This window comes from Ekhidna sp. (assembly GCF_965212185.1).
GTDB lineage: Bacteria > Bacteroidota > Bacteroidia > Cytophagales > Cyclobacteriaceae > Ekhidna.
The window spans coordinates 2683702-2705207 of sequence record NZ_OZ243102.1; the positions used below are offsets into that span (position 1 = coordinate 2683702).

At 39.3% G+C, this 21506-nt stretch carries 15 protein-coding genes; 7 read left to right on the forward strand and 8 right to left on the reverse strand.

What is annotated here, in order from left to right:
- Positions 1-6 precede the first annotated feature (6 nt).
- Both ACOMC3_RS11440 and yidD read right to left on the reverse strand, forming a co-directional pair.
- Positions 7-732, reverse strand: a complete 726-nt coding sequence (locus tag ACOMC3_RS11440; RefSeq protein ID WP_420316022.1) for a hypothetical protein — start codon at positions 730-732, stop codon at positions 7-9.
- Between the two features lie 76 nt (positions 733-808).
- Positions 809-1027 carry a membrane protein insertion efficiency factor YidD gene (gene yidD / locus ACOMC3_RS11445; protein ID WP_420319314.1) on the reverse strand — a complete coding sequence of 73 codons (219 nt, stop codon included), beginning with the start codon at positions 1025-1027 and terminating at the stop codon, positions 809-811.
- A gap of 71 nt (positions 1028-1098) precedes the next feature.
- Between yidD and ACOMC3_RS11450 the strand changes: the two genes are divergently transcribed.
- The 3 genes from ACOMC3_RS11450 (at position 1099) to ACOMC3_RS11460 (ending at position 5336) form a co-directional block, all read left to right on the forward strand.
- Complete coding sequence (locus ACOMC3_RS11450; RefSeq protein ID WP_420316023.1) at positions 1099-2538, forward strand: POTRA domain-containing protein; 1440 nt, start codon at positions 1099-1101, stop codon at positions 2536-2538.
- Positions 2539-2643: 105 nt separating this feature from the next.
- Positions 2644-4131, forward strand: a complete 1488-nt coding sequence (locus ACOMC3_RS11455; RefSeq protein ID WP_420316024.1) for a S10 family peptidase — start codon at positions 2644-2646, stop codon at positions 4129-4131.
- A 41-nt stretch (positions 4132-4172) separates the two neighbouring features.
- Entirely contained in the window at positions 4173-5336 is a 1164-nt protein-coding gene (locus ACOMC3_RS11460) for a hypothetical protein (RefSeq protein WP_420316025.1), read from the forward strand.
- On the opposite strand, the gene ACOMC3_RS11465 is transcribed toward ACOMC3_RS11460, so the two are convergent.
- The 5 genes from ACOMC3_RS11465 to ACOMC3_RS11485 form a co-directional block, all read right to left on the reverse strand.
- A complete protein-coding gene (locus ACOMC3_RS11465) occupies positions 5337-6323 on the reverse strand; it encodes an L-threonylcarbamoyladenylate synthase (protein WP_420316026.1) in 987 nt (328 codons plus the stop codon).
- A gap of 209 nt (positions 6324-6532) precedes the next feature.
- Positions 6533-9313 (reverse strand): FlgD immunoglobulin-like domain containing protein, encoded by a 2781-nt coding sequence (locus ACOMC3_RS11470; protein WP_420316027.1) that lies wholly within the window; start codon positions 9311-9313, stop codon positions 6533-6535.
- A gap of 1 nt (position 9314) precedes the next feature.
- Positions 9315-9662: a carboxypeptidase regulatory-like domain-containing protein gene (locus ACOMC3_RS11475; protein WP_420316028.1), complete on the reverse strand. Its 348-nt coding sequence runs from the start codon at positions 9660-9662 to the stop codon at positions 9315-9317.
- A 7-nt stretch (positions 9663-9669) separates the two neighbouring features.
- Complete coding sequence (locus tag ACOMC3_RS11480; protein WP_420316029.1) at positions 9670-10257, reverse strand: hypothetical protein; 588 nt, start codon at positions 10255-10257, stop codon at positions 9670-9672.
- The gene (locus tag ACOMC3_RS11485) at positions 10258-15411 is read right to left on the reverse strand and encodes a PKD domain-containing protein (RefSeq protein WP_420316030.1); all 5154 of its coding nucleotides are present in this window, start codon (positions 15409-15411) and stop codon (positions 10258-10260) included.
- 229 nt (positions 15412-15640) lie between these two features.
- On the opposite strand from ACOMC3_RS11485, the gene ACOMC3_RS11490 reads away from it, so the two are divergent.
- Both ACOMC3_RS11490 and ACOMC3_RS11495 read left to right on the forward strand, forming a co-directional pair.
- A complete protein-coding gene (locus ACOMC3_RS11490; protein ID WP_420316031.1) occupies positions 15641-16669 on the forward strand; it encodes a type IX secretion system membrane protein PorP/SprF in 1029 nt (342 codons plus the stop codon).
- A gap of 28 nt (positions 16670-16697) precedes the next feature.
- Complete coding sequence (locus tag ACOMC3_RS11495) at positions 16698-17930, forward strand: M48 family metallopeptidase (RefSeq protein ID WP_420316032.1); 1233 nt, start codon at positions 16698-16700, stop codon at positions 17928-17930.
- On the opposite strand, the gene ACOMC3_RS11500 is transcribed toward ACOMC3_RS11495, so the two are convergent.
- Entirely contained in the window at positions 17931-18542 is a 612-nt protein-coding gene (locus tag ACOMC3_RS11500; protein ID WP_420316033.1) for a toxin-antitoxin system YwqK family antitoxin, read from the reverse strand.
- A gap of 55 nt (positions 18543-18597) precedes the next feature.
- On the opposite strand from ACOMC3_RS11500, the gene ACOMC3_RS11505 reads away from it, so the two are divergent.
- Both ACOMC3_RS11505 and ACOMC3_RS11510 read left to right on the forward strand, forming a co-directional pair.
- A complete protein-coding gene (locus tag ACOMC3_RS11505) occupies positions 18598-19407 on the forward strand; it encodes a hypothetical protein (RefSeq protein ID WP_420316034.1) in 810 nt (269 codons plus the stop codon).
- Positions 19404-21500 (forward strand): ComEA family DNA-binding protein, encoded by a 2097-nt coding sequence (locus tag ACOMC3_RS11510; protein WP_420316035.1) that lies wholly within the window; start codon positions 19404-19406, stop codon positions 21498-21500. Before ACOMC3_RS11505 ends, ACOMC3_RS11510 begins: the two co-directional genes overlap by 4 nt.
- Positions 21501-21506: the final 6 nt, after the last annotated feature.

Genomic DNA, 21506 nt, shown 5'->3' on the forward strand with positions numbered 1-21506 from the left:
CTAATCTCACTTCAAATAAAAACTCACTCCTACGGTCACAAAATCAAAACGAACATCATAGAGCTTCTGGTGAACATATCCTGCTCCAAATGCAAATTCTGATCTATTTGCTCTAAAGGGGCGATATTCCAATCGAGTGGAAAACTCTTCCCTAGGATATCCGCTATCGGATTTACGATAGGCGACAAAAGGCATAAACTTATTTTCATAGAATGATGCGTAGAACTCTGTGGTCCACTCAAAATGGGATTGATCAACCTGATATTCATGAGAAACTCCTCCGCCTATGATCCATCGAATATTTTCTTTGTTGATGAGGTTAAGCTGAAGAATCTGCCAATCGATTGTTGTAAAAGCACCAGAGACATCATTCACATTAATTCTCCGTAGCTGCGTGGAGAACAAACCATAGTTACCTCTGATCATTTGGCTATCGAAGAATTCAGCTTCTGAGAAATTAATTCCTCCATCCAATTTTAACTCCATACCTGTTCGCCACTTTTCTTCATTGGAATTAGACAGTTGATGCTGCTGAGCTAGACTGATACCATTGACCATTGGTCGCATCATTTCAAAAAATATATCAAACAGAAACAGGCTGCCGTCATTGTCATCAGAACTATTGTAGTCTGATGAATATGAGGAGCTGTTGCTATTTTTGAATGATTGTGCTCTGGATTTGACTTCTCTAACCTGAGAAAAACCATTGGGAATAATAAGAATGCAGAGCAATAACGTGTAGGTGATTCGCTGGATCAGCGTGAGTGATTTTTACACTCAAATCCAATTATTGTACCAAACTCATTGGTTATGGTACTGGATCATAACCACTCCCGCCCCATGGATGGCATCTACTAATTCGTTTAAGTCCCATCCAAAGCCCTTTTAGTCCATATTTCTGAATCGCTTCTTTCGTGTATTGTGAACATGTTGGGGAATATCTACAGCTATTGGGGAATAGTGGTGAAATCGAATATTGATAAATCAATACCGGAAAAATTAAGATCTTCTTGAGGATGCGATTCACATCAACAAAAGTATCACCCAAAACTTGCACACCCACTAAAAAATCATTCTGTTTGTTGGTTCTGATCAAACATGAACTTAGGAGTAATCATAGCACCAAAGCATATCAAAAACTTTATCACTATAGGGTTTTTCTCACTCCAAATTTTTTGTTGTTTCGCTCAAAATGATTCCACCGAGATTCTTAAAATCAACAACATATTCATAGAAGGAAACTTCAAAACCAAAGAGCAAATCATTACTCGTGAGCTTTCCATTGAGAAAGAAGAAAGCTACCAGAGATACAAGTTGGATAGCATGTTTGAGTGGGCGCGTAATCGCATCTACAACACTAACTTATTCAATGAGGTGATTATTGAAATGGTAAACGAAAATCAGGGACAAGTCGATGTGAAAATCACGGTTGATGAACGTTGGTACTTATATCCATTTCCCATCTTTAGGCTAACCGATAGAAATTTTAACGACTGGTGGGTAAACAGAGATCATGATTTGAGCCGTGTCAACTATGGCCTCAAACTTACACAGTTCAATTTCAGAGGTAGAAATGAGATTCTCCGTTTATGGCTACAAACCGGTTTTGAAACTGTATTGAATCTCTTTTATCAAATACCCTACATCGATAGACAGCAAAAGCATGGTTTACTTATCAGCTCCAGCTACTTTGAAGCTAAAAACGTCCCAGCGACAACCGTAGACAATGTGAGGCGCTTTGCTTCATCACGTGAGGAAGTTTTAAGAAGGGCATACTCCAATTCCCTCTCCCACTCATATCGAAGCTCTTTTTACTCATTTCATCGGACCAGCATCGGACATGTAAATGTGAATATTGCGGATACCATCGCTTTAATCAACCCTAACTATCTTGGTGAAAGCAGAACTGAACAACAGTATTTTACACTTGGGTATAGCTATTCCTGGGACAAGCGAAACAATGTCAATTATCCTACCCAGGGTGAATGGTTTCGTGCCGGTATTTCGAAAGTTGGATTAGGATTGTATGATAATGGTGTTGACTATTGGGTTGCTCGTCTTCGGATGACTAAATACTCGGAGTTCAAAGACAATTTTTTCCTGGTCAACAATGTATCCATAATGAGTACATTTCCGGCAGATCCTCGCAGCTATTTCAATTATCACGCGATTGGATTTCGAAAAGAGGTGTTGCGAGGTTATGATCTCAAACTGATTGAAGCAAGTTCCTATGTTCTACAACGAAATGAATTTAAGCATCAGCTTTTTGGTAGGAAATATAACGTCAGTAAAGCCATGCCAATCAGGCAATTTCAAACTTTTCCAATTACTATCTATGGAAAAATCTATTTTGATCAAGGGTATGCTATAGGTTATCCTAACTATGAAGGTAGTGCTCCATTAACAGATAAATACTTATATAGCTTAGGAACAGGTCTTGATCTGATTGTGGTTAATGATCTCACTTTCAGGTTTGAGTTGTCTCGTAATGCAGAAGACGAAACCCATTTCTTCATCAACTTATTATCCTTGTTTTAGGTGATCCTACCGTAAGACATGTCTGACTACCGAGTACATCTTTTTATTTATTGATTTAAAGATTATTTGGTACTTTTCAAGTAAACTAATTCTAAAAATCAGATTATGAGACGTGTACTCACCATATTCACGATTCTTATTTTTTCCTATTCATTAGCTCAGGACAGAATGATTCCTGCCGATGAGACCATTGTTACCAACCATCAGGTAACCATTAAAGGGAAAGCAGTACCATTTAAAGCAACAACCGGCACTCAACCGGTTTGGAATGATGAAGGTGAAGCCATCGCAGCAGTTCATTTTACCTATTATGAGCGAACGGATATAAGAAACAAAGCAAATCGACCCTTACTGATTTCGTTTAATGGTGGCCCTGGATCTGCTTCTGTTTGGATGCACCTGGCATATACAGGACCTAAAATCCTGAAAGTGGATGATGAAGGATTCCCAATTCAGCCTTATGGTGTGAAGGACAATCCAAATTCAGTATTGGATATGGCTGATATAGTCTTTGTGAATCCGGTCAACACCGGTTACTCACGCATTTTAGATAAAGAAAATACCAGTCGTGAATTCTTTTTTGGAGTACAGGAAGATATCTCATACCTGGCGGACTGGATCAATACATTTGTCTCCCGAATGAATCGCTGGGAATCTCCAAAATATCTCATTGGAGAGAGCTACGGAACTACCAGAGTATCAGGGCTGGCGCTTGAATTACAAAATCGTCAATGGATGTATTTAAATGGTGTGATACTAGTTTCACCCACAGAACTAGGTATCCATAGTGGTCAGGGAAGAAGAGCTGGTCCTTTAGGAGCAGCGCTCAGAGTTCCCTACTTCGCAGCTGCAGCCTGGTATCACAAAAAATTGCCCTCAGATTTACAAAGCAAGGACTTACTTGAAGTGCTGGATGAAGTGGAAACGTATACCATTCAAGAACTTATGCCAACTTTGGCTAAAGGCGGTTTTGTGAGTGATGATGAAAAGAAACAAGCTGCACAAACAATGGCCAGGTATTCCGGAATCTCCGAGAAGGTTATCCTTCAATACAATCTGGATGTACCTACTGCATTTTTCTGGAAAGAGCTTCTAAGGGAGGAAGGATTTACGGTCGGTCGACTAGATTCAAGATATAAGGGCATTGATCGAACGGATGGTGGAGTCAGACCTGATTTTAATTCCGAACTAACCAGTTGGCTGCATGCTTTTACTCCTGCTATCAACTACTACTACAAGAATGTACTTAAATACGATACTGACATCAAATACAACATGTTTGGGCCGGTACACCCATGGAACCGAGAGGGTAATAACACCGGTGAAAATCTAAGACAGGCTATGGCACAAAACCCATACCTGCATACCATGATTCAAAGCGGCTATTACGATGGTGCCACCAAATACTTTGATGCCAAGTATACGATGTGGCAAATTGACCCGAGTGGTAAAATGAAGGATAGGCTTTCATTCAAAGGGTACAGAAGTGGACATATGATGTACTTGCGTAATGAAGATCTTATCAGTAGCAATGACCATTTGAGAGAGTTTATTCAGAAGACTCTTCCAGGCAATAAACCTGCTAAGTACTGAGTTAGAATTTTTAACAGATGGACGGATAGTCGTTGAGTGATATGAGTAGGTTCATTCTTTCTTTAGGTGCAGCACTAGTTCTGGTTCAACTAATGGCTCAGTCCTCACCAAATATTCAATCAGTTAGCGTTGAGAATGATGATAATTTTGTCGGCTATGACTTAATTGATATTGATAGCAATCAACTTTTTGTATTAGCGGAGCATTGGCACAATATCCGGTCCGTACCAAAAGCTACGATGAAGGTGCTGAGGTTTCTTCATCAACATGCCAATGTACGAATACTTGCCATTGAACAGGGAGCCAGCGCAGCACATATGATCAATTCATACCTCGCTACTGGTGACACAATAAAACTTCGTCAGATTGCTAGAAATACACTTTTTTGGGGAAAAGAAAATTGGGAATTCTTTGAAGAATTAAAAGCCTTTAATGATGCACTTCCTGCTGAAGAGCAGATTTTTGTAAAAAGTATTGATATCGAGTATAAAATGGCGTCAGCCATATTTGTAATCAATGACTTGATCGGAGATAAAAGCATTCCTGAATCACTAGAAAGCACTATTGGTGAATTTAAGAAGCTATTTGAAGGTACCAGAAAACATCGTGAGAGCTTTCAAGGACTGTCAGTCATGCACTACTATGACCGTAAAATAGTTGAAAACCTGGTACTACTTACGATTGACGAAATGGAGCAAAAAAGTGAATTGTACACTGAGTTTTTTCAGGACGATTTCATCCAATTTGCTACCATAATTTTGGAAATGGACGATGGTCTCACGTTTGATTACACCAACCCAAACAATAAATACAAATTCCGTGATAGGCTGATCCTTCAAAAATTCCATTCATTGATAGAGGACTATCCGAATACTGGCATACTGTGTGTCATTGGAATGCGACATGCAACCAAAAACTCTTCCATCTACAAGCTCGATAATGAAGAAAACTCACCGCTTTATGGTAAGGTTTGCATCATAAAGATTTCTGCACTCTTGAATAAAGTCATCTCATCAAGTGATCTGAAGCAATTGAATTACAATTATCCCAAGCAGCTAAAAGTAAATCCAGCTACTTTGATCAAGCACTCAGATGATGATGCTGCTTTAAAATCAAGTAAAGATTTTGATTATACACTTTTCATAAACAGTTCGGGAGAACTGACACCTTTCGAAAAGGTATTCAAAGGCGATTTCGGTCACTGATTAAACTGCCGCTCTTCTTAATCGATCATTTATTGCTTTTCCCAAACCTTCACTAGGCAGATATTCAGCTAAGATGACCTCAATATGGGGTTGATCCATTTTTCGAAGTGCAGAAAATATATTTCGTGCAGCCTCATCTAGATCTTCCGATGAAGATAAGATCACTTGATTTTGTTCAGGTACATCATACACCCTTGAAAAAGAAAGAATCCCGGTGCGCTCTTTGGGGAGCGATTGGAGATTTTCTTCAATATCTCCTATTATCATTTTTCTTCCGGGAGAATAATGCGACTTTAACATTCCTGGGGCGGCAGGATTGGAACTTTCATTTACTTGAATTTTAACTGACCCTACTACTTCTTCAATGGATTCTACTTTAGTTCCCCCTAACCGATAAATCACCACATCGTCACCCTCAAATCCTACAATGGAAGACTCGAGACCTACTTTGCAAGGACCACCATCTAAAATATATGAAATCTTATCCCCTAATTGATCCTGGACATGTTGCGCAGATGTAGGCGAGACATATCCAAAAGGATTGGCACTTGGAGCTGCAAGCGGAAAATCCAGTTCTGCCAAAAGTTGAACAGTAGTGGGATGGTTTGGAATTCTTATTGCGATTCTGGAAAGTCCGGAAGTGAGCAGATCCGGAACTGATGACTCTTTTTCAAGTAAAATTGTCAATGGTCCTGGCCAAAATCGATCGGCTAGTAGTTTTGCCTTCTCGGGTATTTCCTTAACCAGATTCGTTATTTTTTCAATTGAATCCGTGTGAGCAATCAGTGGATCAAATTTGGGGCGATTTTTTGCAGAGTAAATTTTGAGAATGGCATCCTCATCTAATGCATTACCAGCAAGTCCATAAACCGTCTCAGTAGGAATACCGACTATTTCTCCAGAACTTAGGAGTCTTTTAGCTTCTTCAATATTTGATCCGATTGTTGCCACATTCAATTTTTGAAATGCAAAGATGATTGAACGCAATCAATTTGCCATGTGCATATGAAATACTTATTTTAGTCTAAAACCTATGACATGACAAAGAGAACTAGAAACATCCTTCGAATTTCATCTATTGTATTAACAATACTTATTGTACTTATGCGCTTGGAAGTCATCCCAGTGATAATTGTAAGTGCTTATCACTTTTGGGTCATGGTGATCGCCTACTTCTTATTGGTTCTGAGTATACGCTAACGTCTTAGGATTACCCTACCTGACTTTTGCTGTCCATTGTAACTAATTCGATACAGGTATATTCCGTTGGCAAGTGAAATGCCTGACGGAGTTGTACCATCCCATACTACTGAATTTTTACCTGCAAACTGAGGTCCCCAAAGAATGGTGTTGATCAGTTCTCCACCAGCTGTTAGGATATCAATTCGAACGTTTCCTGCTTCAGGTATTGAATACTCAATCTGAGTGTCCCTTGCGAATGGATTTGGATATGATGAGAGAACTTCAAATGATTGTCCTTGACTTTCAAAAGTCAATGGCTTAAAATCTGGTATCTGAGTTTCAAATACGCCATTTCCATGAGTTGCTATCACTAATCGGCCATCAACTGGTCGGTAATCCATCATGGTAATTATAGCGCTTCCAATTTCATCTGGAGATTCCTTCACCCAGAGTGTTCCATTTCCAGAAGTACTTTCAGTAGAATATAATCCCACGCTGGTACCCGCTAAAAATAAGTCACTGTTAGATTTAGGAATAATCTCGATCCAACGAATACTCGGCCCACTTCCTGTACCATCAGGGTTTTCTTCCAGATTGCCACTGATATCATCAAAGGAAGCTCCCCCATCATGACTTTCAAAAATAGATGGCACATTGTAATTAGAAAATACAACCACTACGTGTTCATTGTCATCCGGATCTACAGCAATGGATGATACATAACCAGCCTCTGGAAAAATGCTGGAGGTGATAGAGGTAACTTGAAACTCAATCTCAGTTTGCGCATTGTTCAAGCGAAATAATTTCCCATCACTCGAACCAAAATACACTTTATCTCCATCATTAGAAATTTCTACAGCACTGACTAATCCATTTGATAAGGAAAGATTATGAACCTTTTTCCATCCAAGACTAGTAGGCGTTTGTGACCCTCCAGGGATCTGAGAAACATTGGGATGGTAATACAAATGATTACCCCCTGCAAAAAACATCCTGTTCTGATTAAGCGGATCTAAAACATATGGGTTGATAAATAAATACAAGGATCCCTCTTGAGCAACCAGGCTTCCCGGATCAACACGTGCAAAGGAGGTGATTCCATTTGAATCATTAAAAGTAAGTCTTAACGTTTGACCTCTTTGAAATGAGGTGAACCACAATAGATTGTCGTTCGTGGTAGCTACATAGCTCCCATCACCACCAATAACACCATTCCAGCTTAATCCACCAGAACTTATGTCTGTTCCATTGTCTTGCATTCCACCAATAACAGTGGATTCTCCTCTGTTTTTAGATTGAGCGATAGTAAAAAACTGAGAGGTAACAAATCCATTGTTCCTACTTTCCCATAAAACAGAATCTGATACTATATCATCTGTAATTCGTAATCCCCCATCATTTGCAGAAATTGCAACATTGGGATCACTCGGCAAAAAAAGTAGATCGTGTTGATCCGGATGATGATTAGGATATTCACCTGACCCTCCTTCCGGATGATATCCTCCGACCCAATCAATGCTTTCTTTGGTTCGAAAAGCGTCGGTAGATCGAAATAAGTTTGTTCCTCCTACAAAGACAATGTTTGGATCTTCTGGATGAACGCTAATCATCATGTTATATGACCCTTGAGTATTCAAAACACCAAGATTTTCATCAACGTCTGGTATTACTCGCGGAGATGGATCAAATCCAAATATGCGCTGTGGATCATCCATCAATGAAAGTTTGTGCTCCAGAATAAGTATGGGACTGGAATCAATCATGAAATAGGTAATGTCAGGATCAGATGGACTAGACCCAATAGCAATCCTTCGGTATCTTGATTCAGAAGTTGCTGGTGTTATTTCTGTCCAATCCTGACCGCTTAAAGAGTAAAATATACCAGCATCCGGTGGTGGTATTTCTAATGTATCTCCGATTGGTGTTTCCGTTGACAGCCCTGCATAGAATACATTATTTTCTGAGCGTTCCAATGAAGTATAATAAGATGCATTGGCTCGATTAAGATCAATTGTATCACCAGATAACAAGTCCCTGCCCAGCATCACTTCCCAATTATCACCACCATCCGTAGACCTAAGTATCCCTCCGAAAGCGGCTACAATAATTTCATCCTCATCCAGATTGGTAGGATTAATTTCAATATTCCAAATGTATTGAAACGGGCTAAAGAAGAAATTAGGAGTAGTATTTTGTGTAGAAACCAATGGCTCCCATGACTCTCCATTGTCAATGGATTTATAAATTCCATTCCCTCTGAATGGTGCCGCTCCTCCACCTGCAGAGTTTCCAACAATTTCACCTGTTCCATGATACCAGGTATCCTCTCTTCCAGGACGTGTATCCTGGACAAGGCAGGTTACGCTATTACGATTCTCCGGATTTGATTTTTTAACCCAACTTAATCCACCATCTATACTCTTCCATATCCCTCCACTAACACCTCCAGCAATGATGATATTTTCATCTCTACTATCAAAAGCAACTGCTCGTGTCCTCCCTCCTACATTATTTGGACCTAATGACTGTATTGATAATTGTTGTGTTCTAAGATTCGAGGTGTTAGCTGCTAGCTGTCGTTCAAAAATTAACTCCGTCTGATGGATATTATTCGGAATAGTGCCAGTTTCTGGATCTCTGGCAAGCAATTGTAAATACTCAACCCTGCCCATCAAATCTTCCTTTCCGACTATTTCAGAAGGAGATTCAATAATATGGATGGAATATTCAAATGTAGATTTTACTCTTTCGCCTCCGATCGAGGCTAAAAACAGTACCCAGAGCAGACGTTTCAATTTATTCTATTACAGTGTTGACTTTATTTAGACGACCTTCCGCCAACTCAGCTGTCTTTACACCCTCACCATTGTTGTTTTTATCCTCAAACTTAGCTTCTATAAAATATGAGATCGGTTTTACATCTTTAAAAGTCACTCTTCCTTTTTTATCAGTTTTTAATGTGGCAATAGGGTTTTCGCTTGCGAGATAATCAGCCTCATTGTCGTAAATAGAAACACTTGCACCCTCTACAAAATTTCCTAAACCATCAATGACCGTAATACGAAGTTTTGTCGGTAACAATTGAGCATCAGCGGATTGAAAAGATCCAGCTAACAATATTGTGAATAGAGTAATTATTTTCATGTTCTAATTATTTATTTGAAAAAATGTGCTGAGCTAGTTTCTCAAAACTATCAGCTCTTTTGTACTTTCTGTCAGGATACGAATTTGCAATCAGTTTGATTCGTATTGGTTCATTATTTTCTTCAATGTACTCTATTTGTACATTGCCGAACTTCTGATCGACTGGTTCAACAAATCCTGTCTTAGGCTTAAGATAATGCATCTCGATGGATTTAAATCTATCATCACTTTCTGTTAGTGTCCGCCTGCTTACTACTAGCCGATAATCTAATTTCTTAACCTGCTCTGCCAGGAAATCGAAAAGATATTGAAAATCATTTTTGTTAAATTTCGACTCATAATCAATCGAAATTCCATTACTATAGGTGGATTCCAATATGACCATTTGTGGATCTTTATCAACTCCCTGTTTGCCCCAGTAATAGGATTGCCAAAGTTCGTCCAGCAAGTCAGAAGTGTATTTAGAGCTTTTCCAAGTTTCGAATTGATCAATAAATGATTGACTCCTTTTAATCAGCTCATTTTCATGGACAGTTTTCTGAGAATCCTCAGTTTTGCTAAAAAGACGTGTATATATTTCTTCAAAATAACCCATCTATCTAATAAGCGTAACGGATCCATATTGTTCGATAGTTCCTAAATCCGGTGCTAATGAACTAGAGAAATTAATTACATAAGCATATGTTCCAGGCGGCAATAAAGCACCTCTGTAGATCCCATTCCACCTGAAATCCTGATTATTAGATGTAAATACTAATTCTCCCCATCGGGAATAAATCAGAATTTCAAATTCCTCTACATAATCATTGGGAAAGACAAAAAACTCATCATTCACTCCATTTCCATTAGGAGAAAATGCATTTGGAGCAAATATCACCGGACGGCAGTCCTGGACTACCTCTACCCGATCGGTAATGCAAGTAAATCCATTATAAAGAGTTACCTCGTAAGTGCCAACGGTAGTAACCGATAAAACGGGATCTGTCGAGATGATAGTCGGATCTGGGAATAATCTCCACTCATATGTATTGAAAATTCCAGGATCTAAATCTGCAGTTAAATTGTCCGGATTGCCTGGACAAAAAGAGGCTCTTTCCGGAAGAAGCAAATCTTCAGGATTGATTGGCACGACTGCTATATCAAGGGATTCACTTGCCATGCATGTCCCAGTCTCATTGGTAGCAATAACTGTGTACCTTCCAGACTGACTAATTGTTACAATAGAATCAGAATCGGCTAAAGGGGTCCCATTCTGATCTTGCCATTCATATGTAATTGTAGGATTATAGTAGTTGGTAGTAGCAATCAACAGTACATTTCCATTATTATCACAGTCCGTAGTTAGTGTAAGTGTAAACTCTGGTTCGATAGTCACGTCAGTATCACCAGACGTAACCTCACATCCGGTAAGCTGATCGAATACGGTGACATTATAAGTACCGGAGTTTGTTACCGTATTTTGCATCGCCTGGCTGCCATCATTCCAATTGAAGATATACGTGCCGCTACCCCCTGTCACATTCGCTATAAGATTCAATTGTCCTTCACAGGGATCACCATCTACTGTAACGCTTACACTTGGTGGGGTATTAACATTTACTTGAATGTCCTCACTTCTGTCACAAAATCCAGGTGCTGATGCTACAACTGTATAAGTCCCTGATTGATCAACGGTAATTGAATCGTTCATGGTACTTGTAATATTCCCATCAGTTGTTGACCAAGCGTAAGTCACTCCCGCAGTTCCTCCATCTGACACACCAACTTGACCCGATGCGGCACAAATTTCTTGAATAGCATCAAATGTAAATGCAGGTTCAGGTCCAGGGTTTATTGTTATTTGCTCTGTTTCGATACAGCCAGGAGCGTTGTTATCAGTTATCTGTACAGATAGCGTACCCGTATTTAAGCCTGGAATTACCAATGGGTCAACACTATCGGACCCACTAGAAACGATGGTGCCAGCTTCATCTTGAACTTCATAATTATAGCTAGCTGGCAATGTTGGAGTTGTTCCTGAAATTGTCAGCTCCACCGATCCATCACAATTACCATTATTGGTAACCGTCATATTGAAACTACCCGGATCTTCTATTTGAAGAATCTCTAAATAATTACATCCCGTTACCAGATTAGTAACGGTAAGACTATGATTTCCCGGAGTTAATGATGTAATCGTTGGGGCATTACCAGGTCCGTCGAAATTTGCAGGACCAAAAGTTGATGGTCCGCTTAATTGGTATGAATAGCTACCGGCAGCATTGAAGGTGATATCAAGAGTTCCATCATTGTTACCACACCCTGTCGTTGTTCCAGGTGTAGTGGTAATGTCCGGAGCTTCCTGAACAGTCACTTGAATGGTATCTCGTCCAGTACACCCAAAAGAATTAGTTACCGCCACTGTATATTCAAAAACTCCGGCCGTAGTTGTATCAACATCAAATGTCCGGTTATTGCCCAATACAACACCATCAATTGCCCATGAGTACGTGCCACGAGCAACCTGTGAATCCAAGGTAATCGTTGGATCATTTTGACAAATCAAGCGATCCCCTCCAAGATCAACAGTAGGTCTCGCATCAGCAAGAAATACTTGCAAAGTGTCGGAGGTACACCCGGTCAGGGTATTAATTATGGCCACATCAATGACTGCAGGATCTGAGACCGTAATTTCTCGTGTGCTTTCTCCAGTACTCCAATAATAAGAGAAATCGGGGTTATCAACGGGCCAGGCAGTTAAAACAATTGATTGATCACAAATGGCCGTATCAGTCGGAACAGTTGGTCTTTCCGGCAAATTATTAACGGTAATTGTTTGCGTTAGAGTGGTGTCGGTATCACACCTATTACTCAAAACAAGCTGTACCGTATAAGTTCCCGGAGTACTATAAGTATGCGTTGTATCTTGTACAACAGCACTCGTTCCATCACCAAATATCCATAAATAACTCTCTATCGAATTATTCGGATCCCTCCCAACTGCTGTAAAATTTGATTGCTGACCTGCACATCCAGCAGTTACCATCATACTTGGTTCCTGTATCGGAGGTGTATTTGTCTGAGCAAAGTTTGGAAGCCCTAACCTGCTTATTCTACCAGCTAAATCAAAACCTGCATTATCGAAGGAAGCTGAGGCGTCATTATTTTCCGGTGAACTTATGGTACCGATAGTTGATGAATTATCCACTGCCATATAGATAACTCCATCAGGGCCCAATTGTAGTGCTCCATAATCAACACCTTGAGTGTATCCATCAAACTTTGTATTTGAAATGTCAGTAGCCGGATCCGCAGAATTCAAGCTATCCAGATCATATTGAATCAATTTAGACGTTGCAGATGATGTGGTTAAAAACAGCCTTAATCCACCAGGTGAAAACTCCATACCATATAGGTCACTTTCACCCGTATCAATCAATCGAGGGTTAGAGATTTCGCCTTGATCGATATCCAATATTTCAACTTGATTAGTACCTGGGATATTTATAGCTATCTGATTCAAAGAAGGTGAAATCTTCATATAACCTGTAGCACTCAATTCCTGCATAAAGTCATGGACTTCCCCTACCGGAGAAAAAATGGCTCCACTTAATCCAGTAGCACTTGTCTGAAATGATCTGAAGATATTATTCCCAAATTCGTGAGCAACAATTAAGTCATCTCCCGTGAAACCAGATCCTGTAATTCGCTCAGTGCTATTATCCATCAGTTTTACATTCTTTACAATCACCTTGCCTCTGGCTGCTGCTTCCTTCATATCCACAATGGAATACTTCAATGCATATTCATTATCTCCATAAACACGTTCTGTGGTAAAGATGTAAAACATGGTTTCGTCATCAGCAAATGGCATGATGATGGAGTTTTGAGCTGAAGCTCTGTCTCCTCCAATCGAATCTCCATTTAACATGACATCATGCTCCCAGTTCCAGACGGTAGACCCATTGGTATAAAAAAGCAAGTCACCATTTACATCCGATATAGTAGCACATCCTTCCAGCGCATCTTGTTGATTTCCATCCAAAATGGCGATTGGTCCATTGGTGAATTCAATGCCAGCTTGCTCTCCAAAATACCATTGATTGGAGGTTTGATTTGCGACCCCATATTCTGTTACTTCAATATCATCGAATCCCGTACAACCAGTGGCGCTTGTTACCTCCACCCAAAAAGTACCAGCAGTATCGACTTCTATGGTTTGTGATACTTCTCCCGTATTCCAAACAAAGGACAGCCCAGCTCCTGCATCAAGCTGGAGTACTTCATCTACGCATATAGTAGTGTCAGCGCCAAGATCAACCATTAGGTCGTTTGCCAAAATCTCAACCGGTTGGACCAGCGATTGAGTAATCCCATTAATTTCTGCCGTTAGTCTAACATTATATGGACCAGCAGCGGCATATTCATGAAAAGCGATCCAATTATTGGAAACCACTCCAGGTTCAAGCTCCCAAGTCAAACTATGCGGTACCGGCTCTACAATAGGAAAAAATTTGGTAATGTTTGTTTCGCAGCTATCAATCCAATAGAAGTTGAGCGTATCAAAAACGAAATTATAGGCCGGTGTATGTTCTGAGAATTGCTGTGCATTAAAATCATCAGGAAATACCATGGTTTGGTATTGAACAGAATCCGCCACACTATCCGGACGATTAATTCTTCCCAAATTAAAGGGTGCACCATTGGTTGATTGATATAAATGATAAATCCGGTTGTCAGGAGCAAGCTTTAGTCCAAGACTTCTAAATATTGGAGCGGGTAAAACCGGGTTAACAGAAGCAGTGGTGTCATTAAAATCTAATTGATATAACTGCCCGGTAGTACCGCTACTTCCATATCTTGAGAAATAAATTTTAGAACCATCAGGGGACCATTCGATATCGTATATAGATTGACCTACATCGTCGTTGAATCCTGTGCCAGTTAATGTTCGATCAAAGCTGACTACCCCCGTAGCAGGATCAAAGTCCATTAGCCATATGTTCCTGTTCGCACTTTTTGGTGCCATAACTAATTGCAAAGAATCGCTATTGAAAGCAAAGTGTGCTGCTTCAAATCCAGGAGTGGTTCCATTAGTGAAATCATAATTCAGAGTAGCTCCAACACCACTTGCATCAATCTGGGTTACTTGAATTTCAAATGTGGTTCGGTTTTGAGAAATCAGCCAGAAAAGTTCGCCATCTCCAGCTGGTACTATTAACATGCCCTCTGATGGATTGACAAGGCCAGTTGCTATATCCGATGAAATGACATCACCATATGGAAATTGTGCAGATCCATTCCCTTGAACCGTAGCATCAACAATGCTGTATCGAATTTCATTAACGCCACCAGAACCAGAATTTGTGAAAATGTAATATTGTCCTGGACTGTTTGTAACTGGGCATGATACAGCAGGAACGTTTATGTTTGAAGCACCTGAAAGCCCAGCTCCGCTTGGGACAATAGTATGTGATGCATCATAAACATTTACTCCATCAGAGTAGAAAAGTAAGTTACCGGTAAATTGATCAGTAATTGTAACCGCGCCCGCATTACCAAAAGGTGTAGATTGATCGGTTTGAAGAAAAACATCCCTCCCATTTTGATCAAAAACAAGATTTTCTGATGAGTTACCAAAATACCATCTTGTTTCAGTAGCATTTTGTGCGACAAGCACTGATGAAATAGAAAATAAGAGAACAAAGAAGGTGAATCTGCTTATAGAAGACCTGTAGGGGAATTGAATCATAAAGATGTCCTTGTTCATACACAACACTTTGTAAAAATACGTTTAACCCAAATTAAATCAGGATATATTCAACAACAATGTGGAGACTCTTGAACATTATGTAAAAGAATTAAATCATGTAATATCCAAGTACTCCAAAATACCAACGTCATGGCAACCGTTACATTACGTAGTAAACTCAACAAAACTTAAGTCTATTTGTATTTATTGTATAATTTGCTCTTCGATTTATAATCAACGTTTTTCAATGGTCAGGAAGGTTATTTTACTAGTAACATTCGTTTTTGCTCTCTTTCAAGAAAACACTTTGCAGGCTCAAGACCCTCAGTTTTCGCAATATTATGCTGCACCTTTATATCTAAATCCAGGCTTAGTTGGGATCAATCAAAAAGGCCGAATGGGAATAAACTACCGTTCACAATGGCCCAATCTGGATGCAAACTTTGAAACCTTCTCTGCATATTTTGACTATCATTTCGAGGACTATTATAGCAGTGCCGGAATCATATTCACAAGAGATCAAGAAGGAATTGCAGGTCTTAATTCGACCTCTATTGGTCTTCAATATGCCTATCAGCTACAGCTAAATTATAAGTGGACATTTCGGCCTGGAGTTCAGGCCGCATATTATATCCGAGACCTGAATTTTGATAAACTGACTTTTGGTGATCAGTTTGATAATACGGGACAGGTAAGACCAACAACCGGAGAAGTTTTTAATACTGGTTTGAATGCCCAATTTTTCGATCTATCATTTGGAGGTGTTCTTTACAACCCATCATTATGGTTAGGAGGTGCACTTCATCACGTGTTAGAGCCCAATCAAAGTATTGCAGGCGGGAATGCGCCTTTGCCAAAAAGATTTTCAATACACGGCGGTTACCGAATCCCACTAAATCCACTTACTACAAGAACAGACTTGGGTGAACGATCCATCACACCAAGTTTCAACTACCGAACACAAGGAGATTTTGATCAATTAGATCTCGGCGCATATTTCACCTTAGATCCTATTTTAGTGGGGCTATGGTATCGAGGAATACCTATTAAAAACACCGATGGAGTAGTAAACAATGAAGCGATTATTTTCATGATCGGCATGCAATCAAACCGAGCAACTTTTGGATATAGCTTCGACTATACAATCTCAGATCTGGGTATTGGCACTGGTGGTGCTCATGAGATCAGCATTGCTTACTCTTTTAGCTTAGGTGATCCACTAAAGCCAGCGGCAGATGTAAGGAGACTTAAATGCCCAATTCCATTCATTTTTTAGGTGACACAGTCACACTAAATTTGCCTACATGACCGAACAAACCATCTTTACGATACTACTTATAATTATTACTTTCGACTTTTCATTAGAGCGAATACTTAGCTTCTTAAATAGAAAAAGTGCTCAAAAACCTATTCCAAAAGAGTTAGAGGGTATTTATGATCAGGAAAAGTACGCTAAGTCTCAGGCTTACAATCGCGAAGTTTCTCAATTCAGTACTTTCTCAGCGACCTTTAGCTTCGTTCTTTTGGTTCTTGCAATTTATAATGGATGGTTTGGCATGCTGGATCAATGGATCCGAACATTTTCTCCATTAAGCTTACTTTCACCACTTATTTTCTTCGGTATTCTATTCATCATTTCTGATGTTATCAGTATGCCTTTTTCGATCTATCGTAACTTTGTAATCGAAGAGAAATATGGATTTAATAAGATGACTGCAAAGACATTTATTTTAGATAAAATCAAAGGATATATCCTTACCATTATCATTGGTGGGCTTTTGCTTGCACTACTCATTTATTTTGTAAACGCTATAGGAAGCGATTTTTGGTACTATTTCTGGGCAGTGATGACAGCTTTTGTATTATTTGCTAACCTGTTTTATACCTCTCTTATCCTTCCACTTTTCAATAAGCTTACTCCCATGTCTGATGGTGAATTAAAGTCTTCGATAGAAGCATATTGTGAAAAGGTTAAATTCCCTCTTAAAAATATCTTTATCATGGACGGCTCTAAGCGTTCGAGTAAAGGGAATGCTTTTTTTAGCGGGCTAGGTAAAAAGAAAAAAGTAGTGCTTTTTGATACGCTTGTCGAAAAACACTCCACACAAGAGCTAACAGCTGTTTTTGCACATGAGGTTGGACATTTTAAGAAAAAACATATTCTTTTAAGTACGATCTTCAGCATAGCTCTTATGGGATTCATGCTTTTTCTGTTTTCAAGAATGGCCTATAGTGGAGAAGTAAGCTGGGCCATGGGCGGCCAAACCTCAGCCTTGCATTTAAATCTATTAGCATTCTTTATTCTCTACTCCCCTATTTCAACCATTTTAGGAATCGTTGGTAATATAATCTCACGTAAAAATGAATTTGAAGCTGATGCATATGCTAAGGAAACCTATGATGGCACGCCTCTAATTACTGGTTTAAAGAAAATGTCAGCTGATCACTTATCTAACCTTACTCCGCATCCGGCGTATGTTTTTGTTCACTATTCACATCCTCCTTTGAAAGAACGAGTTAGGGCCCTGGAGGAATAGTCAATTAAAATTCTTCCACTTTTTCTTTTTACCGTTCTTGAAGAAATACCATTGGCCAGTTTTTTCTCCCAATTTCCAGCTGCCTTCATAAAGAAGGTTGCCCTCCTCATCGTAGTAAACCCATAAAGCATGCTCGAGACCATCTTTCAACATTCCTTTCTGATTTAGTTGACCATTTTCAAAGTAAAATTCCCATTGACCGTCTGGTTTTCCATCAGCATAGATTCCAATCCGTTTAAGATTTCCATTTTCATAGAAAAAAATCCATTTTCCTTCATAGAGTCCATTTTCATATTTTCCTAGTTTTTCAAGCTGACCGGATGGATAGAAATAAGCAGCAGAATCTTCTAACAAACCATTTTGATAGTTTTCTCTAGCAATAAGTTTTCCATCAAATGAATAGTATTTCTGAATCCCATTCAGTTGATCATTCTGATACATGAGCAATGCGTTTAATTTTTGGTTGGGATAGTAATATTCCCAAATTCCACTCTTGCTCTCTCCATCCAGCATTCCAATGGCTTTAATTTCGCCATCATTATAAAAAACAGTGTCCTGTGCTTCCGCAATCAGAAATAATGAAAAGAACATTATTGAGATTAACATCTTCATTGCTACTTAATTTACAATTATTGATTTAAACGATCCAAATTGATACTTTGCATACATGAAGCTCCTAGCCTCATTACTATTAATTTCCATATGGACAATTTCGTTTGGGCAGACTAACTCCTTCAATCTTGGTGGTCGAAGCGCAGGAATGGCAGGAGCATCTCTTACTTTGGGAGATGAATACAGCCTTTTTAACAATATTGGAGGACTTGGTAGATTTGAAAATCATGCTGCTTTTGCTGCTTACCAGAATCGATATGGAGTAACCGAATTTCAGGTGGTAGGAGCTGGTGCTGTTTATGCAAGTGGAATCGGAAATGCGGGTATTGGCTTCTACAAATTTGGAGATGATTTGTATAGTGAGCAGCGTCTCCACCTTGCATTTGGTAACAAAATTCAAATGGTCAGCTTGGGTATCGGTATTGATCTCCTTCAATACAACATTTCTACTGTAGGCACTAATCGCGCATTGGCAATCCAATTTGGCGGTATTGCAGAAATCACTTCCCAGCTTCGTTTTGGAGCACACATTTTTAATCTCAATCAGGCAGAAATAAGCAATGAAACCGGCGAAAAGGCTCCTACAGTAATGAAAGCAGGTATGTCATACCTACCATCAGATGAACTGATTTTTAATGTAGAAGTGGAAAAAGATTTGGAGTTTGATGAGGTTTTTAGGGCGGGAATAGAATATCAGATAGTTGACAAGGTTTTTCTACGGACCGGAATAAGCACAAAACCATTTATGGGTGCCTTTGGATTAGGTTTCCATCCTAAGTCCCTGAAGTTCGATTATGGATTCTCCAATGACTCCAGGCTGGGCAGTATCCATGAACTATCAGTCTCCTACAACTTCAAGAAATGAGAAAATGGCTTTCCATAGCACTCATTTCTTTTAGTCTGCATGGGTTTGCTCAAAATGAGGAAATTGATCTTGAAGCATTTGCTGAACGATTATTTCAGATACAAGATGAAGATATTACGTATGAAGACATTTATGAATCTTTACTGCTCTATTACAGCAATAAGCTCAACCTAAATACAGTTGAGCCGAGTGAACTTGCCTCACTATACATTCTAAATCCTGCCCAGCTTTCCAATTTTTTTATTTATCGAGATCAGTTGGGCGATTTTCTCTCAATCAATGAACTCCAGGCTATTCCAGCAATGGATTTAGAAACCATTCGGTTGATGCTTCCATTTGTCACTGTTGAGGAATCACTCAATGACAACAGGCCACTGTTAAAAAGAATACTCAACGAAGAAAACAACTATTTCTTACTAAGGAATTCACGAAGACTGGAGGAGCAAAAAGGTTATACGCCTGCCTTACCAATTGATACGACTTTCGTACGTGATGAGAATGATAACATTGTCGATACATTGACATCACCCCCTTCACGGTATGCGGGCTCTCCCAATAAAATTTATGGACGCTTTAGAACAAGCCATAGAAATGACTTCAGTCTGGGGTTCACATTCGAAAAAGATAATGGTGAGGCATTTAGTTTCAATGAAAAACAAAACGGATTTGATTTTCACTCATACCACCTTCTTCTTGAAAATAAATATGGTTTTAATAAGATCATGTTGGGAGATTTTCAAGCGCAAGTAGGTCAGGGCATTGTGTTTGGTGCTGGGTTTAATGCTGGAAAAGGTGCAGAAACGGTAAATACTACCAAAAGAAATAGCCTAGGATTACGACCCTATACTTCAGTTTTAGAGTCCGGTTTTTTTAGAGGTATTGGTCTCACCAAATCTGTAGGTAACGTTGAGTTCACCGCCTTTTATTCCAAGCTGGATCAAGATGGAAATGTACAATCAGATACCACCTTTTCTGATTTTGAAGAGTTTGTAAACTCTATTCAAAATACAGGTTTTCATCGCACGCCATCTGAATTAGCTTCAAAAGATCGTATTCAAGAGGAGTCAATTGGTGCAGTAATTCAATATCGTCCGCATCGGAAGTTGACAGTAGGTATTTCCGGACTCAATAGCCAATACAGTAGACCTCTTCAGCGGAAACCCAACAACTACAATCAGTTTGAATTTAAAGGTGATCATAATTATATCACTTCTCTTTATGCTAACTACACCTGGCAAAACTTTACCATTTTCTCAGAAGGGGCAAGATCAAAAAGTGGTGGAATAGGAGCTGTGGGTGGATGGGTTGCCAGCCTTTCCCGCACCATTGATATGGCCATGGTATTTAGAAATTATGATCGAAATTTTCATTCATTTTATGGTAATGCATTTTCAGAAAATTCAAGAAATATCAATGAAAGAGGTACTTATTGGGGGTTGGCAATCAAACCTAATCGAAGACATAAAATTAACCTGTACTACGACCGATTTAAATTTCCATGGCTCAAATATCAAACAGAGGCACCCTCTGTAGGTAATGAATGGCTGGTACGATACTCACATTTTCCTTCCAGGCAAGTGACACTGTATGCTCAGGTAAGGCAGCAAACCAGCCAAGTCACCATTTCCAATGAAAATCTAAATCAACTGGTAGATCAAGTAAAGTATAATTACATATTCAACGTTGATTATGAATTGAAGCCATGGCTGAAGCTGAAGACTAAGGTGCAAAGCAGTACACAAAATGAGGATGAAGAATTCACTAAAGGATTCGCAATCATACAAGACGTGAATTTTGTTTGGTGGAAGCTAAAATTCAATACACGAATGGCACTATTCGATACGGACAATTTTGATAATGCACAGTATGTCTATGAGAGTGATGTATTATACGCTTTTTCTATTCCAGCTTACAATGGTTCCGGTGTTAGAAGCTATGTTATGGTTCGGTATGATCCTATAAGGAACATCTCACTATGGCTTAGATACGCACAGTTTTCATTCAGAGATAGAGATACAGTGGGGTCCGGTCTTGAAGAATCAGAAGGAAACACCTCATCGGAATTAAAGGCCATGCTCAGAGTCAAATTTTAATAAATC